Origin of the sequence: Microbispora sp. ATCC PTA-5024 (genome assembly GCF_000511135.2) — a bacterium.
Classification (GTDB): domain Bacteria; phylum Actinomycetota; class Actinomycetes; order Streptosporangiales; family Streptosporangiaceae; genus Microbispora; species Microbispora corallina.
On the sequence record NZ_KI866526.1, the window covers coordinates 485,081 to 500,786 of the forward strand.

The following is a 15,706-nucleotide window of genomic DNA, read 5'->3' on the forward strand; positions in this document are numbered from 1 at the left end:
ACACCTCGTGTATGTCGCGGCGCAGGTCCATCGAGACAGCCTTCCGGTCCGCTTGAGCCACGTACGCGCGATCACTACAGCGCCTCCAGCGCGTCGCGCCGTGTCGGTGGTGACGATCACGTCCTTGACGCCGGAAGGCCCCCTCGGGCGACGACATCGCGACGCCCTCGACGGCGGCGCGGAAACGCCTGCGGGACGCGCGGGGTACGGGGGCGTCCAGAATGGGGGAGTGGAGCGGATTCTGGTCAGCGCGTGCCTGCTCGGCAGCCGGGTGCGGTTCGACGGAGGGGCCAAGACCAGCGACGACGAGGTGCTCGCCGCCTGGCGGGCGGAGGGGCGGCTGGTGCCGTTCTGCCCGGAGGTCGAGGGTCGCCTGCCGGTGCCCCGGCCGCCAGCGGAGATCGAGGGCGGGGCCGGGGGAGCGGCCGTCCTCGCCGGGGCGGCCCGCATCCTGACGCCGGCGGGCGAGGACGTGACCGCCGCCTTCCTGTCCGGTGCGCAGCAGGCCCTCGCGGTCGCCACCTCGTTCGGCGTGCGGATGGCCGTGCTCAAGGAGGGCAGCCCGTCGTGCGGATCTCTGCGGATCCACGACGGCACCTTCCGGGGGCGCACCACCCCCGGGCAGGGTGTCACGGCCGCCCTCCTGGAGGCGAACGGCATCCGGGTCTTCGGCGAGGACCGGATCGGCGAGGCCGCCGGCTACCTGGCCGGGCTCACGGCGACAGAGGGTCGGCCGCGGCGCTGACCGGGGTCGGGCTCACGGCGACAGAGGGTCGGCCGCGGCGCTGACCGGGGTCGGGCTCACGGCGACAGAGGGTCGGCCGCGGCGCCGACCGGGTCGGCCGCGGTGATCACCGCCTTCTCGTCCGGCTTGTGGACGAGCACGTTGGCCACGTAGGACTTCACGGCCGCCTCCAGCCCGACGTCCTTGCCCGCGGCCTCCGACATGTACCAGCGGTGGTCGAGCACCTCGTGGAAGAGCTGGGCGGGCTCCAGCTTGCGCCGCAGCTCGGCCGGGATCGCGCCGACCACCGGCTGGAACACCTCGGCCAGCCATCGGTGGGCGACGATCGCCTCGTCCTCGTGCCGCAGGCCCTTCGACACCCGGAACGAGTCGAGGTCGTTCAGCAGCCGCCTGGCCTGGTTCTCCTCGACGTCGAGGCCGGTCAGGCGGAGCAGCCGGCGCTGGTGGTGCCCGGCGTCCACGACCTTCGGCCGTACGATGATCCGCGACGTGCCGGCCTTGCGGCGGATCATCATCTCCGCCACGTCGAAGCCGAGCGAGTTGAGCCGCCTGACCCGATGGTCCACCCGGTGCCAGTCGACCTCCTCGATGATCTCGTCCTGCGTCAGCTCGTCCCACAGGCGGGTGTACCGCTCGACGAGCTGCTCGGAGAACGCCAGGGGGTCGATGGTGGGGTGGAGCAGGCCGCCGGCCTCCAGGTCGAGCATCTCTCCATAGATGTTGACGTGCGCCACGTCGATGTCGTGGGCCCGCTGGCCCTCGCTGATCGCCGGGTGGAGCTCGCCGGTCTCGGCGTCCACCAGGTAGGCCGCGAAGGCGCCCGCGTCCCGGCGGAACAGCGTGTTCGACAGCGAGCAGTCGCCCCAGTAGAACCCGTTGAGGTGCAGCCGCACGAGCAGCACCGCGAGGGCGTCCAGCAGGCGGGTCAGCGTGTCGGGGCGGACCGAGCCGGACAGCACGGCCCGGTACGGCAGGGAGAACTGCAGGTGCCGCGTGATCAGCGCGGAGTCGAGCTCCGAGCCGTCGGCGGCGGTGCGGCCGGTGACCACGGCGACCGGTTCGACGGCGGGGGCGTCGACGCGCGCGAGGTCCCACAGCAGCTTGTACTCCCGCTTGGCGTACCGCGCGCTGATCTCCTTGATCGCGTACACGCGGCCCGACAGGCGCGCGAACCGCACCACGTGGCGGGAGATGCCGCGCGGCAGCGTCACGAGGTGATGGACGGGCCACTCTTCGAGGGGGATGTCCCAGGGCAGGCGGATGAGGTCGGGGTCGCTCGGCGCGCCGATCATCTGCAGGGGCACCAATTGCTCCTATTTTCGGGGTCTTCACCACCCAGTGTCGCGGATAGAGTCGGGCGCTATGACGCTGGTGGACGAGTTCCTTGACTACTACCTGGCAGAGAACCCCATCCGCGCGGCCCTCCTCGGAGCCGACGGATACGACCGGACGCTCGGCGACTTCAGCGCGTCCGCCTTCCAGGCGCGGGAGCGCGCGGCGGAGGTGTGGCTGGAGCGGCTGTCCGCGCAGGTCCCCGGGTCCCCGGACGACGAGATCGACCGGGATCTGATCGTCTCCCATCTGCGCGGCGCGATCGCCTCGGCGTCGTGGCCCGAGTGGCGCCGCGACCCCTCCCCCTACCTGGGCGCGGTGTTCGGCTCGATGTTCACGCCGCTGCAGCAACGGCTGAAGCCGGAGCCCGAGCTGGTCGACGCCGCCTGCGCCCGGCTGGCCGAGGTCCCGGCCGTGCTCGCCGCCTGCCGGGAGAACCTCGACCCCGATCTCGCCGCCGACCTGCTCATCGCGCGGGGGCTCGACCAGGCGCGGACGGCCCGGCGGTTCCTCACCGTGACGCTGCCCGCCGAGGTCCGCGACCCCGGCCTGCGCGTACGGCTCGCCCAGGCGGCCGAGCCGGCGGCGGACGCGTTCGACGAGCTGGTCCGCTTCCTGGAGGGCTTCGAGGCCCGGGGAAGCTGGCGGATGGGTGAGAAGCTCTACTCCGAGCTGCTGCGCGAGCGGGAGATGCTCGGGTACGGCGCGGCCGAGCTGCACGAGATGGGCCGCACGGTGTGGGACGAGCTCGACGCCCGGATGCGGGAGGTGGCCGCCCGGCTCGGGTCCGACGACTGGCGGGCCGCCATGGAGTCCCTGATGGACGACCACCCGCCGACGCTGGAGGCCATGCGGGCCGAGTACGAGGCCGAGACGCTCCGGGCCCGCGACTTCACCAGGGAGCGCGGCCTGGTGACCTTCCCCGAGGGCGAGGAGTGCCTGGTGCTCCCGTCGCCGGAGTTCCAGCGGCCCATCCTCGCCGTGGCCAACTACCTCGCCCCGCCGCCGCTCACGCCGTCCAGGGCCGGGGTGTTCTTCGTGCCGTTCACGCCGGACGGGTTCACCGAGGAGCAGGTGCGGCAGCGCCTGCGCACCAACTCACGGGCCCAGATGCCCTCGATCTCGGTCCACGAGGCCTACCCGGGCCACCACTGGCACCTCGCCTGGATGGCGGGCAACCCCCGGAGGGCCCGCAAGATCTTCCGCACGCCGTACTTCGTCGAGGGCTGGGCCCTGTACGTCGAGAAGGTCATGCACGAGCAGGGCTACTTCGACACCCCCGCCACCGAGCTGGCCCACCTCGACTGCCGGATCTTCCGGGCCGCCCGGATCGTCGTGGACACCGCCCTGCACTGCGGCGACATGTCGATCGAGGAGGCCGAGACGTTCATGGCCACCAAGGCGTCGCTGTCGCCGGGGACGGCCAGGGGCGAGGTGAGCCGCTACTGCGCCTGGCCCACCCAGGCCCCCTCGTACCTCACCGGCGCCCTGGAGATCGAGCGCATCCGGGAGGAGTACGCCGGCGACCTGCGGACCTTCCACGACACGATCGCCGGGTCGGGCGGCCTCCCGCTGGGCCTGGCCCGCAAGGCCGTCATCCGCTGAAGGCACGCTCGATGACCGCGACGAGCTGCTCCTCCGTGAGGACGGCCGGGGCGCCCACGCCGAGGGCCCGGACGTAGACCTCGCAGAGCCATTCGAGCAGCCGGGTCGCCTCGAACGCCTGCTCCAGGGTCGCCCCGATGGTCACCCCGCCGTGGGAGGCCATCAGGGCGGCCTGCCGTCCCTCCAGCGCCCGCCGCACGTTCTCGGCCAGCTCCGGGGTGCCGTACGTGGCGTAGGGGGCGACCCGGACGGCGCCGCCGAGCAGCAGCGCGTTGTAGTGGATCGGCGGCAGCTCGGCCATGGTGGAGGCGACCACGGTGGCGAACACCGAGTGCGTGTGCACGACGGCCCCGGCGCCGGTCGACGCGTACAGGGCCAGGTGCATCGCGGTCTCCGACGACGGCTTGCGGTCGCCCTCCACCACCCGGCCGTCGAGGTCCACGATGGGGCAGTCCTCCGGCCGCAGCCGGTCCAGCGCCACCCCGGACGGCGTGACCGCCACCAGGTCGCCGTCCCGGGCGCTCAGGTTCCCGGACGTCCCGATGACCAGGCCCAGGGCCGCCGCCCGCCTGCCGTGCTCGCACAGCTCCCGCCGCAGCTCATCCACGCGGGCGAATCTACACAATCCAGCCAAGTAGCCGCCTCGTGTGATTCGTGATGTCCTGGTGGCATGTACGAGGCTCCAGACTGGCGCCGTGACGGCGACACCATCCGCAGGACCGTGGTCGCCACCGACTTCCGCACGGCCATCGCGATCGTGAACGAGATCGCCGAGCAGGCGGAGGCGCTGAACCACCACCCGGACATCGACATCCGCTGGCGGACCCTGCACCTCGCGCTCACCACCCACGACGCGGGCGGCCTCACCGAGCTGGACTACAAGCTGGCCGCCCGCATCGACGCGATCGTCGCCGACCACCAGGCCGGGTAGCGGCTCAGGGCCGGACGGCCCGTACGTAGCGGGTCACCGGCCGCAGGCGGCCCTCCGCCTCGATCGTGAACCCGGCACCGGCGACCATGCCGGCCAGCCCGTCGATGTCGGTTCCCGGCGTGCCGTCCCCGGCAATGGCCGGAGCCAGCGCGCCGGCCAGCCGCCGTCCGAGACCGCCCCTCGGCGGCCGGAAGTCGGCGACCATCAGCCGTCCGCCCGGCCGCAGCACGCGGTGCATCTGGGCGAACGCCGCCCGACGGGCCTCCGCCGGGACGTGATGGACGGCGTAGCTGGAGACCACCACGTCGAACGACCCGTCGTCGAACGCGAGGTCCTGCGCCGCCCCCAGGACGTATGAGCAGGAGGCGGGGCCCCGGGCCCCGGCGTACGCGATCATCGCGGGTGAGAGGTCCAGGCCGGTCACCCGGCCGTCGGGGGCGATCCGCGCGGCCATCGCCCGCGTCAGGCAACCGGTGCCGCAGCCGACGTCGAGCACCCGGTCACCCGGCCGGGCGCCGGAGAGCGCCGCCAGGCGGGCGAAGGAACCGCCGCGCCTCCCCGCGAAGGCGAGCGTCGAGATCACTTCATACGTGCGGGGATGGTCGATGGTGCCGCCGTGGAAGAGCCCGTGCCGGTGTCCGCCGCCTCCGGCCCCGTGCGCCGTCAGGAGAAACCGTCCGAGACCCATGATGCCTCCTTGCTTAGTCATGGCTAAGTTATCTCCTAACTTAGTCGTGACTAAGCAGAAGGGCAAGGGGCGTAGGATGCCGGACGTGATGGATGCCCCGGCCGCGCGGCGGCGTACCCGGATGCGGCCCGAGGAGCGACGGGAGTCGATCCTGGCCGCCGCCACCGAGGTCTTCGCGGAGACGGGCTACCGGGCCGGGAAGATGTCGGCCGTGGCCGCCAGGCTGGGTGTCAGCGAGCCGGTCGTCTTCCAGAACTTCGGCTCGAAGGCCGCGCTGTTCGCGGCCGTCCTCGACCGGGCCACGGCGCTCGCCCGCGAGGCGCTCGGCGAGATGTCGCGACAGGCGGGGCCGGTGTCGGCCCTCCTGGCCGGCCTGCTGTCCGCCGACCACGTCGAGCACCTGCACGCCCCGGGGTCACTGGGGATGCTCTTCGCCGACGCGGCCGTGCTCACCGACGAGCCCGGCGTCGCGGACGCGGCCCGGCGGGCCGTGCGGACGATGGCGGGTCTGCTCGCCGAGGTGCTCCGGCGCGGGCAGGCGGAGGGGAGCGTCCGCGCCGACCTCGACCCGGACGCCGGAGCGTGGTGGCTGCTCTCGCTGATGGCGGCCCGGCCGTTCCGCGCCGCCGTCGCCGAGGACCCCCGGGCCCTGGAGGAGGACCTGGCCGCCCTCACCCTGCGGGCCCTGACCGCCTCCGGGGAGACCCCCTAGCCGAACAGGTCCGGAGGGGGGACCGGGGTGAGCACGGCGTCGCCGTCCCGGATCGGCCGCGCGCCCGCCACCAGCTTCGTGAGGTCGTCGCCGGCGACGCAGCGGGCCTGGGTGAGGCCGCCCGCCGCCCTGCGGGTGAGCGGGCCCACGGGCAGCTCGGCCGGCGACGCGGTGAGGACGACGTTGCCGAACCGGCGCCCCCGCAGGATCCCGGGCTCGGCCAGCAGCGCCGCGTGCGCGAACGTCTCCTCGACCGTCGCGGCCACCCGCTTGGCGAACGGCAGGCCCTTGCCGTCGGCCACGTTGATCAGCAGGGTGCCGCCGGGCCGCAGGACCCGGGCGATCTCCGCCATGTACTGGGCGGTGGCGAGCTCCACCGGCATCGTGGCGCCCGAGAACGCGTCCAGCACGAACAGGTCGGCCGACGCGTCGGCGAGCGCGGCGGCGCCGGCCCGGCCGTCGGTCACCCGCACCTTGAGCCGGGGCACCGACTTCAGGTCGAGCTGGTCGCGGACGAGCTGCACGAGGCCCGCGTCCGGCTCGATCACGATGTGCCGGGAGCCGGGCCGGGTGGCGGAGACGTACCTGGGGATGGTGCAGGCGCCCCCGCCCACGTGCACCGCGTCCAGCGGGCCCTCCGGCAGGCAGTCGATCACCTCCGCCATCAGCCGCACGTAGGAGAAGTCGAGGTACGTGGGATCCCCCAGGTCGACGTACGACTGGGGGACGCCGCCCATGCTCAGCATCCACCCGTCCGCCCGGTCGAGGTCGTGCAGAAGCTCCACCTCACCGAAGGTCACGGGATATCGGCCTGGAAGCGGTTCCTTCTTCCTTGCCACCCTTGTCTCCCTTCGCGTGATATGAGAACCGTATGCGGAACAGGGCCCTGCTCGCCCTCTTCACGGTCGCCGCGACCATCTTCGTCTCCGGCGTGGTCGGCCTCATCGTGTCGGGCAGACAGGAGCCGGTGGTCTTCGCGTCCCCGGAGCCGTCCGCCACCCCGTCCCCCGCGCGCACCCTGCAGCTCGGCGCCGAGGGGTCGCCCGAGCAGACGGCCGCCGACTATCTCAAGGCCTGGTCGTCGGGCGACTTCGAGGCGATGCGCGAGATGGTGGACGAGCCGCCCTCCGACTTCGTCGACCGGCACCGCGACTTCGAGGACGTGGCGCTGTCCCGCTCGGTGGCGTTCACCCCCGGCGAGGTCGCCAGGACCGGGGACGAGACGGCCGACGTGCCGTTCACCGAGTCGCGGGACGAACCGGGCGCCGGCGCCTGGTCGTTCACCTCGGTGCTCCACCTGGCGGTGCGGGATCTCACGTGGAAGGTCCTGTGGACGCCGGACGTCCTGTACCCCGGCCTCGCCGAGGACGGCGACATCGTCCGGACGACCGAGGCGCCCGGTTCGGCCTCCGGGCTGCTCACGAAGGAGGGGCGGGACTTCCCCCAGGACAGCGACGCCGGGCCCTACCTGACGGCCCTGGCGCCGAAGGTCCCCGCGCCGGCCGGGGGCGTGGCGGCCGGGTGGACGATCGAGCTCAGGAACCCCGGCCGGCCGGCCGTGCGGCTCGTCGGCTTCCACCCGGAGGAGACTCCGCAGGGGACCAGAACCACGATCGAGTGGTCGGTGCAGGCGGCGGCCGCCCGCGCGCTGGACGGCCTCGGCCATCCCGCCGCGCTGGTCGCGGTGCGGCCGTCCACGGGCGAGGTCCTCGCGATCGCCGACCGGCTCGGCGGGATGGGGGCGTTCACCCAGAAGTTCGCCCCCGGCTCGACGTTCAAGACGATCACGGCCGCGGCGCTGCTGGGCGGCGGGGTCACGCCCGACACCCAGGTGGAGTGCCCGGCCGGGTACCAGATCCCGAACGGCCGGCAGATCCCCAACTACCAGAACGAGGACCACGGCACGGTGTCCTTCCGGCAGGCGTTCGCGCTGTCGTGCAACACCACCTTCGCGCGGCTCGCGGTGGAGCGGCTCAGCCCGGACGCGCTGGTCACCCAGGCGCACGCCTTCGGGTTCGGCGTGCAGATCGACCCGGGGGTGCCGGCCACCTGCGGCAGCATGAACGCCCCCGAGAACCACGACGCGCTCGCGGAGGACTCCTTCGGCCAGGGGACGGTGGAGGCCACCCCGCTGTGCATGGCCCTCGTGGCCGCCGCCGTAGAGAGCGGCGAGTGGCGGCCGCCCGCACTGCTGGACGACGCCGGCGAGGGCAGCCTGCCGCAGACCGCGGCGCTCCCCTCGGGCGTGGCCGACGGTCTGCGCGCGCTGATGCGCGCGGTCACGACCGAGGGGACGGCGGCCGGCGCCGGGCTCCCCGACGACGCCGCCGGCAAGACGGGCACCGCCGAGGACTGGCAGGGCGGCGAGGACCACGCCTGGTTCATCGGCTACCACGGCGACCTGGCCTTCTCCGTCTTCGTCCAGCATGGGGGGACGGGCCGCAACGCCGCCGTCCCGGTCGCCGCCCGCTTCCTGCGCGCCCTGTAGGGACTCAGGTGCCGGGCCAGGCGAAGCGGTGGGTGTGGATGCCGAAGTAGGTGAACGCCTCGGCCCTCGTCACTCCGGGGACCCGCCGGATGTGGTCGTTGATCACGGCGAGCAACTCGGCCGGCTCACGGCACACCACCTCGGCGAACAGGTCGAACGACCCCGAGGTGAGCACCACGTAGATCACCCCCGCCAGCTCGCTGATCGCGTCGGCCACCGCGTGGACGTCGCCGTCCACCCGCACGCCGATCAGCGCCATGACCGGCAGCCCCAGCGCCATCGGGTCGGTCACGCCGACGATCTGCACGACGCCCTCGTCGCGCAGCCGCTGCACCCGCTGCCGCACCGCGGGGGCGGACAGGCCGGTCCGCTCGGCGAGCGCCGCGTAGGAGATCCGGCCGTCCTGCTGCAGCTCCCGCAGCACGACGCGGTCGATCTCGTCGAGGGCGGCTGGCGCCGCCGCGGGTGCCGCGCGCTCCCCGGCCCGCTCGCCGCGCTCCCTCACGCGACCAGCTCCGCCACGGCGGCGGCGAAGACCTCGTGGTGCCGGTCGACGTCGGCCTCGGTGGTCGCCGGGCACATCAGCGCCATGTTGTGGAACGGCGTGAGCAGCACCCCCCGGTTGGCCAGATAGACGTGCAGGTAGTCGTCGAGGCCGGGGTCGGCGGCGGCGTTCGACTCCCCGCCGTTCCTGGGGGCCGGGCTGGTGAAGCGGTACTCGGCCCGGGCGCCGAGCTGCACGACGGACCACGGCAGCCGGTGGGCGTCGATCACCTCCTGGACGCCCTTGGCGAACCGGGTCGCCAGCTCGGCCATGGCGGCGAAGGCGTCGTCGGTCAGCACGTGCTCCAGGGTCGCCCGCATGGCCGTCACGGACAGGGCGTTGCCGGCCAGCGTGCCCCCGACCCCGCCCATGTCGATCAGGTCGAGCCCCTCCATGGCCTCGATCCTCGCCGCGACCTCGGCCGACAGGCCGTATCCGCCGCTGGGGATGCCGCCGCCGACCGCCTTGCCGATGGTGACGACGTCCGGGTCGAGGCCCCAAGCCCGCGTGCAGCCCCCAGGGCCGGCCGAAAACGTGTGGGTCTCGTCGTTGATCAGCAGGCTGCCGTACCGGCGGGTCAGCTCCCGCACGCCCTCCAGGTAGCCGGGCTCGGGCAGCACGATCCCGATGTTGGTGAGCGCGGGCTCCATGAGGACGGCCGCCACGTCGCCGTACGCCAGCTCGCGCTCCAGCGAGGGCAGGTCGTTGAACTCGACGACCCGCGAGGTGACGGTGGGGTCCACGGGGGCGCCCACGTTGCCCTCGCGGGAGACCTGCCGGCCGTCAGGGCCGACGACGATCAGCACCTCGTCGACGCTGCCGTGGTAGCAGTAGCTGTTCACCAGGATCTTCTGGCGGCCGGTGACGGCCCTGGCCAGCCGGATCGCCCACCGGTTCGCGTCGGTCGCCGTCAGGGAGAGGCTCCAGTACGGCACGCCGAACCGCCGGGCCAGCTCGGCGCCCACCCAGGCCGCGTCCTCCGTCGGCATCATCACGGTCGCGCCGCCCGCGCGTCCGAAGCGCTCCTCGACCGCCGCCACCGTCGGTGCGGGGGAGTGCCCGGCCATCGCGCCGGTGTCGCCGAGGCACAGGTCGACGTACTCGTGGCCGTCGACGTCGGTGACGCGGGCGCCGCGGGCCCCGGCCAGGTAGAGCGGGAAGCCCGCGGCCGTCTTGTTCATCCACGTCATCGGCACGCCGCCGAACAGGTGTCCCCGCGCCTCCGCGTACGCGGCGGCGGAGCGGGGGTTGCGCTCGCGGAACGCGCGGCGCTCGCGGTCGAGGAGCCAGGCCAGACGGGTGCGGTCGATCATCATTCCTGCCTCAGAAAGCATCGCGTGATCTCACAAGGCACGTGAAATCTGAAGTCAACCTACACGCCGGCATTCGATTCGTCATCCAGGTCGAGTGATCGCAGGCGAGGGGCCGGCGGGCTTCCCTTTCTTGACCGAACTCCACTCTCCCCGGCACCCGGATCTGGAGAAGAACCCTCTAAAAGGGAGGAGTCGGTCATGCACGACACGGCGATGCGGCACACGGTGTCCGCCCACTGGTGGGTGCCGGCGGTCCGCGGCGTCCTGACGATCCTGTTCGGCGTGCTCGCCATCGTATGGCCGAAGATCACACTCCTGGCCCTGGTCACCATCTTCGGCGCGTACGCGCTGGTGAACGGCGCGTTCACGCTGTTCCAGGCCGCCCGCGGCCACACCGGTCAATCGCGTGGCTGGCTGATCTTCGAAGGGCTCGTCGGCCTGCTCGCCGGCATCATCGCGTTCGCCTGGCCGGGGATCACGACGCTGGCCCTGCTCCTCGTCATCGCGTCCTGGTTCGTGGTCATCGGGGTGTTCGAGATCATCGAGGCGATCGCGCTGCGCCGGCGGATCGAGGGGGAGTGGCTGCTCGCGCTGAACGGCCTGGTGGCCGTGGTGTTCGGCCTCCTGCTGTTCATCTGGCCGGCCACGGGCGCCCTCGCGATCGTCTGGCTGATCGGCGTCTCCGCGATCGTCTTCGGCATCTCGCTGATCGCCCACGCCTTCGGGCTGCGCGGCCATCGCCCCCGTGTCGCGGCCGGACCTTCCCCTGTGGTTTGAAAATTGTTCAGTTCGTCGATGGTATGGCCGGAAACCATTCACAAAGACCGTCGGTTGTGAGGGAATTGTGTTGTTCCCCGGCATGACGCGGAGGTGACATGGACCCCAGCGCTGTGCACGACGCCCTCGGCCGGCACCTGCTCGTGGACGGTTACCGGCTCGTCCTCGACATCGGCAGGAGCGCGGGCTCCTGGCTGGTGGACGCCCGCGACGGGCGCCGGTACCTGGACTTCTACACCTTCTTCGCCTCGTCCCCCCTCGGGATGAACCCGTTCGCCGACGACCCCGAGTTCATGGCGCTGCTCGGGCGGGTGGCGGCCAACAAGCCGGCCAACTCCGACCTCTACACGGTCCACCTGGCCGAGTTCGTCGAGACGTTCCGGAGGGTCCTGGGCGACCCGGACCTGCCGCACCTGTTCTTCGTCGAGGGCGGCGCGCTCGCCGTGGAGAACGCGCTGAAGTGCGCCTTCGACTGGAAGAGCCGGTGGAACGAGGCCCACGGCCGGCATCCGGGGCTCGGTACCCGGGTGCTCCACCTCACCCGGGCCTTCCACGGCCGCAGCGGCTACACGCTGTCGCTCACCAACACCGACCCGGTGAAGACCGACAGGTTCCCCAAGTTCTGCTGGCCCCGGATCGAGGTGCCGGCGATCCACTTCGGCGACGTCGAGGCGGCCGAGGAGCGGACGCTGGCCCAGGCGCGGGAGGCCTTCGAGCGGTTCCGCCACGACATCGCCTGCTTCATCGCCGAGCCGATCCAGGGCGAGGGCGGCGACAACCACATGCGGCCCGAGTTCCTCCAGGCCATGCAGGCCCTCTGCCACGAGTACGAGGCGCTGTTCGTGCTCGACGAGGTGCAGACCGGCGTCGGCCTCACCGGCACGCCCTGGGCGTACCAGCAGCTCGGCCTCGCCCCCGACATCGTCGCGTTCGCCAAGAAGGCGCAGGTCGGCGGCGTGATGGCGGGCCGCAGAGTGGACCTGGTGCCGGACAACGTCTTCACGGTGAGCGGCCGGATCAACTCCACCTGGGGCGGCGGACTGGTCGACATGGTCCGTTCGCGGCGGATGCTGGAGATCATCGAACGGGACGGCCTGATCCCGCGGGCCGGCATCCTCGGGGAGAAGCTGCTCGGCGCCCTGCAGGGACTGGAGGCCGACGGGCTCGTCGCCAACGCCCGCGGGCGCGGGCTGATGTGCGCCTTCGACGTCCCGGAGCCCGCCGAGCTGGTCGCCCGGCTCAGGGAGGACCACGCGATCCTGGTGCTGACCTGCGGCGAGCGTTCCGTGCGGCTACGGCCGGCCCTGACCGTCCAGCCCGACGAGCTTGAGCACGGCCTGGCCGGGCTCCGCGCCGCCCTGACCCGCGTCTGACCGCTGCTCGCAGGCGGCCTCCGCGCGGCCGAGCCAGTGGCGGATCGCGGTCACCCGCGACTCCACGCCCAGCTTCGCGTAGATGCGGTTGACGTGGTTCTTCACGGTCTTCTCGCTCAGGAAGAGGCGCTGGGCGATCTCACCGTTCGAGTGACCGGTGGCGATGAGGTCCATCACCTCGGTCTCCCGCTTGCTGAGCCTTGTTCCGGTACGGGCGTCGACTCTCATCCGGCCTCCGTCGAAGACGTCAGAGATCGCCGAGGCCCCCGGCACGGCGGTTGTCACGCGAGCATAACCCGCGATATCAACCTTTGGGGGCAATGTGGGCTGACTTACCGCGTCAGCGGGAGGAATCGACCGGCTGGTCCAAACGCGGAAGGCCCGGCTGATTCAGCCGGGCCTTCCGCCTCTTGGGGTGAGTGATGGGACTTGAACCCACGACATCCAGGACCACAACCTGGCGCTCTGCCAGCTGAGCTACACCCACCATGTCCGCCGCCGTTCGCGGCGTACGACAGAAGTGTAGCGGCATTTCGGAGTCGTTCGCGCCTCCAATACCGCCCGGTCAGGTCGAGGAGACCGCCTCCGCGACCTCGCGCGCCGTCGCCGAGTCGGGACCGGGCTGCGGCACGAAGACGGCGGCCCGGTAGTAGCGGAGCTCGCGGATGCTCTCGGTGATGTCCGCCAGCGCCCGGTGGCCGCCCTGCTTCTCGGGGGAGGCGAAGTACACCCGGGGGTACCACCGCCGGGCCAGCTCCTTCACGGAGGACACGTCGATCATCCGGTAGTGGAGATGGGCGTCCACGAGCGGCATGTCCCTGGCGATGAACGAGCGGTCGGTGGCGATCGAGTTGCCGCACAGCGGCGCCTTCTTGGGCTCCGGCACATGGGACCGGATGTACTCCAGCACCACCGCCTCGGCCTCGGCGAGCGTCACCCCGGCCGCCAGCGCCTGCAGCAGCCCCGAGGAGGTGTGCATCTCCCGGACCACCTCGGACATCTGCTCCAGCGTCTCGGCCGGGGGCTTGATGATGACATCGACGCCTTCGTCCAGCTGGTTCAGCTCGCCGTCGGTGACGATGCAGGCCACCTCGACGAGCGCGTCACGGCCGAGGTCGAGCCCGGTCATCTCACAGTCGATCCAGACCAGCGGGTCAGTCATGGCTCAAGCGTAGTAGGGAGGTCAACGCGCTTCGAGCGAGTCCAGCACCTGCTTGAGTACGGACTGGTCGAGATTGTCCGGAACCGAGGCGTACAGGAAGGCCGGGCGGCGTCCCGCGCCCCTGTCCACCAGGACGAAGGCCCCCCGTTCGTGCTTCCACTTCCACTTGCTCGCCTTCGCGGGCTGCGAGAAGTCCATGTCGAACTCGAGCAGCCACGCCTTGGCGCCGCCGACCTTGACGGCCTCGTTCTTCAGGATCTTGCGCTGGTGCGGCGGGTCGTAGAACAGCCGCTCGTAGGCGCTGAGCAGGACGCTCGTGATGTTCTGCAGGTCCTGGGGGCCGCTGTAGGGGAAGAGGCTCGGGAGCTCCGCCGTGTAGATCGAGCCCACCCAGTCGTGGTTCTGCCCGTCGTAGTTCTGCTGCGACATGGCCTGGACGCCGCTCGTCCACAGCGGCAGCTGGGGCTGGCTCGGGTTGTCGATCTCCGACGCCTTGGGCACCACCCAGGGGTCGCCGGGGTAGGCGAAGGACAGGCCGGTCGCGGGGTCGGTGATCCTGCCGCCGGTGGGCTGGGGCAGCTCGGGGAGCGCGGGGGTCGGCTCCTGGCTGGGCCGGGGCGGGACGGTCTGGTCCAGCGACGGGGGCGCGGTGGGCGTCGGCTCCGCGATCGTGACGGACGTGTTCCTGAGGAACACCACGGCGGCCCCGATCACGAGCGCCAGCACGACGACCACCGCGACGCCGCCCAGAACCCACGGCCAGGGCGACGACTTCCGCTGCGGCGGGCCGAACTGGGGCAGCGGCAACTGGGCTGTCTGGCCCGGCTGACCCCAGGGCTGCTGCCCGCCGGGAGCCCCCTGACCGGGCTGTCCCCAGGGCTGCTGCCCGCCGGGCGCCGCCTGGTCCGGCTGGCCGGTCTGACCGGTCTGACCGGTCTGGCCGGGATGGCCCCACGCCTGCTGTCCGCCGGGCGCCCCCTGCGCCGGCTGCGTCCAGGGCCCCGTCGCGGCGGCCGGGGCCGCCTGGCCGGACTGGGTCACGGGCTGGGGCTGCTGCGGGGGCTGGCCGGGCTGCTGCGCGAGCGGGTGCGTGGCGTCGGTCCACTGGGTGCCGTCCCACCACCGCAGCAGGGGAGAGCCGTACGGGTCCGGGTACCAGCCGGCGGGGGTCGTCGTCATGCGGGCCAGACTAGTGAAATCAGCATTTGTAGGAAAAACTTGCTTTGTCCTCTAAGGGGTCGCCCGAGGGCGGCGCCGGGGACAGCACGCGCAACGTGGCCGTCCCCTTGAAGGACCCCGTCCCGGAGACGTCCCAGTGCAGGGGCAGGCTCACCGACCTGGTGCCGGAGGAGACGCGCTGCTGCAGCTCCTTGCGCTCCTTGCTGTCGCTGCGGATCCACATGTAGCGGATCGTCCCGGCCTCGCCGTTGGTGGTGACCACGCCCGTGAAGTCCGCCGTGCCGTCGCAGTGGACGGCCTTCTTCGGCGCCCGCACGTCGACCTTGCTCACCGCGAGGTCGGCGCCGGGCTGCTGGCGCAGCCAGAGGACCACCAGTGCGATCACCATGGCGAGCAGGACGGTGCCGGCCCAGCCCACCCCGCGCCTGCGGCGCTTCCTCGGGGAGCGTCCGTCCGTCGCCTGCTGGGCGTGCACTGTCGACGCGGTCTGGCCCGACCGCCAGATCTGCGCCGCCGTCGTCTCGGTGGGCACACCCGGCCCGAACCGCATCATCACGTCCTCGCCCTGCCGCGCCGTACGGGCCGGGTCGTCGGCGGCGCCGTACACCGGGCCGGGGAAGGGGCCCTGACCGGGGACGTCGAGCAGGGTCACGGCCTCTCCGGCGGCGGCGAGCGGGACCGCGCCGGCCACAGGGGCCCGGTCCGCCGGGGGGCCGGCGGGGGCGCGGCGGCCCCATGCCTGCACCGTCTGGGCCAGCCGCTCGCGCGTCGTGAAGCCGGGAGGCAGCGCCTCGCGCCCGGCGAGCAGGGCGTCGCGGGCGGCGCCGAGGCCGCGGGCGGTGGCCGCCGACGCCGCG

The 15,706-nt window shown here is 72.4% G+C and carries 17 protein-coding genes and 1 tRNA gene; 7 read left to right on the forward strand and 11 right to left on the reverse strand.

All coding sequences use genetic code 11. The annotated features are described in order from the left end of the window. Positions 1–229 precede the first annotated feature (229 nt). Positions 230–745 (forward strand): DUF523 domain-containing protein, encoded by a 516-nt coding sequence (locus tag MPTA5024_RS32920; protein WP_036331605.1) that lies wholly within the window; start codon positions 230–232, stop codon positions 743–745. A 56-nt stretch (positions 746–801) separates the two neighbouring features. On the opposite strand, the gene MPTA5024_RS32925 is transcribed toward MPTA5024_RS32920, so the two are convergent. Next, on the reverse strand, positions 802–2,049 hold the full coding sequence (locus MPTA5024_RS32925) for a DUF4032 domain-containing protein (RefSeq protein ID WP_198167532.1): 1,248 nt from the start codon (positions 2,047–2,049) through the stop codon (positions 802–804). Positions 2,050–2,107: 58 nt separating this feature from the next. On the opposite strand from MPTA5024_RS32925, the gene MPTA5024_RS32930 reads away from it, so the two are divergent. Continuing rightward, complete coding sequence (locus MPTA5024_RS32930; RefSeq protein ID WP_036331606.1) at positions 2,108–3,682, forward strand: DUF885 domain-containing protein; 1,575 nt, start codon at positions 2,108–2,110, stop codon at positions 3,680–3,682. Here the strand turns inward: MPTA5024_RS32930 and MPTA5024_RS32935 are convergent. After that, a complete protein-coding gene (locus MPTA5024_RS32935; RefSeq protein ID WP_198167533.1) occupies positions 3,672–4,289 on the reverse strand; it encodes a class II aldolase/adducin family protein in 618 nt (205 codons plus the stop codon). The genes MPTA5024_RS32930 and MPTA5024_RS32935 overlap by 11 nt on opposite strands. A 63-nt stretch (positions 4,290–4,352) precedes the next feature. Here MPTA5024_RS32935 and MPTA5024_RS32940 point away from each other — a divergent pair, with 63 nt between their 5' ends. Next, positions 4,353–4,613, forward strand: a complete 261-nt coding sequence (locus tag MPTA5024_RS32940; RefSeq protein WP_036332104.1) for a 4a-hydroxytetrahydrobiopterin dehydratase — start codon at positions 4,353–4,355, stop codon at positions 4,611–4,613. A 4-nt stretch (positions 4,614–4,617) separates the two neighbouring features. Here MPTA5024_RS32940 and MPTA5024_RS32945 read toward each other — a convergent pair whose 3' ends face one another. Continuing rightward, positions 4,618–5,301 carry a class I SAM-dependent methyltransferase gene (locus tag MPTA5024_RS32945; protein WP_036331607.1) on the reverse strand — a complete coding sequence of 228 codons (684 nt, stop codon included), beginning with the start codon at positions 5,299–5,301 and terminating at the stop codon, positions 4,618–4,620. A gap of 88 nt (positions 5,302–5,389) precedes the next feature. Here MPTA5024_RS32945 and MPTA5024_RS32950 point away from each other — a divergent pair, with 88 nt between their 5' ends. Continuing rightward, entirely contained in the window at positions 5,390–6,013 is a 624-nt protein-coding gene (locus tag MPTA5024_RS32950) for a TetR/AcrR family transcriptional regulator (RefSeq protein WP_232326765.1), read from the forward strand. Here MPTA5024_RS32950 and MPTA5024_RS32955 read toward each other — a convergent pair. After that, entirely contained in the window at positions 6,010–6,798 is a 789-nt protein-coding gene (locus MPTA5024_RS32955; protein ID WP_232326745.1) for a spermidine synthase, read from the reverse strand. The genes MPTA5024_RS32950 and MPTA5024_RS32955 overlap by 4 nt on opposite strands. An 86-nt stretch (positions 6,799–6,884) precedes the next feature. On the opposite strand from MPTA5024_RS32955, the gene MPTA5024_RS32960 reads away from it, so the two are divergent. Next, entirely contained in the window at positions 6,885–8,501 is a 1,617-nt protein-coding gene (locus tag MPTA5024_RS32960) for a penicillin-binding transpeptidase domain-containing protein (RefSeq protein WP_051458950.1), read from the forward strand. Between the two features lie 4 nt (positions 8,502–8,505). Here the strand turns inward: MPTA5024_RS32960 and MPTA5024_RS32965 are convergent, their stop codons facing one another. After that, positions 8,506–9,006 (reverse strand): Lrp/AsnC family transcriptional regulator, encoded by a 501-nt coding sequence (locus MPTA5024_RS32965; protein WP_051458951.1) that lies wholly within the window; start codon positions 9,004–9,006, stop codon positions 8,506–8,508. Beyond that, the gene (locus tag MPTA5024_RS32970) at positions 9,003–10,379 is read right to left on the reverse strand and encodes a transaminase (protein ID WP_084370192.1); all 1,377 of its coding nucleotides are present in this window, start codon (positions 10,377–10,379) and stop codon (positions 9,003–9,005) included. Before MPTA5024_RS32970 ends, MPTA5024_RS32965 begins: the two co-directional genes overlap by 4 nt. A gap of 177 nt (positions 10,380–10,556) precedes the next feature. On the opposite strand from MPTA5024_RS32970, the gene MPTA5024_RS32975 reads away from it, so the two are divergent. Both MPTA5024_RS32975 and lat read left to right on the forward strand, forming a co-directional pair. Then, positions 10,557–11,135, forward strand: coding sequence for an HdeD family acid-resistance protein (locus MPTA5024_RS32975; RefSeq protein ID WP_063794828.1), 579 nt, complete (start codon positions 10,557–10,559; stop codon positions 11,133–11,135). 98 nt (positions 11,136–11,233) lie between these two features. Then, positions 11,234–12,508, forward strand: a complete 1,275-nt coding sequence (lat, locus tag MPTA5024_RS32980) for an L-lysine 6-transaminase (RefSeq protein WP_036331616.1) — start codon at positions 11,234–11,236, stop codon at positions 12,506–12,508. On the opposite strand, the gene MPTA5024_RS44020 is transcribed toward lat, so the two are convergent. The 5 genes from MPTA5024_RS44020 to MPTA5024_RS33005 form a co-directional block, all read right to left on the reverse strand. Then, positions 12,428–12,736 carry a helix-turn-helix domain-containing protein gene (locus MPTA5024_RS44020; RefSeq protein ID WP_084370235.1) on the reverse strand — a complete coding sequence of 103 codons (309 nt, stop codon included), beginning with the start codon at positions 12,734–12,736 and terminating at the stop codon, positions 12,428–12,430. The two genes, lat and MPTA5024_RS44020, sit on opposite strands and share 81 nt — an antisense overlap. Positions 12,737–12,919: 183 nt before the next feature. Then, a tRNA-His gene (locus MPTA5024_RS32990) sits at positions 12,920–12,995 on the reverse strand. A gap of 78 nt (positions 12,996–13,073) precedes the next feature. After that, a complete protein-coding gene (gene orn, locus MPTA5024_RS32995) occupies positions 13,074–13,670 on the reverse strand; it encodes an oligoribonuclease (protein ID WP_036331617.1) in 597 nt (198 codons plus the stop codon). Positions 13,671–13,691: 21 nt separating this feature from the next. Further along, positions 13,692–14,849: a DUF2510 domain-containing protein gene (locus tag MPTA5024_RS41520; protein ID WP_036331618.1), complete on the reverse strand. Its 1,158-nt coding sequence runs from the start codon at positions 14,847–14,849 to the stop codon at positions 13,692–13,694. 19 nt (positions 14,850–14,868) lie between these two features. Continuing rightward, on the reverse strand, positions 14,869–15,706 hold an 838-nt coding region (locus MPTA5024_RS33005), incomplete at its 5' end, for a hypothetical protein (RefSeq protein WP_051458953.1).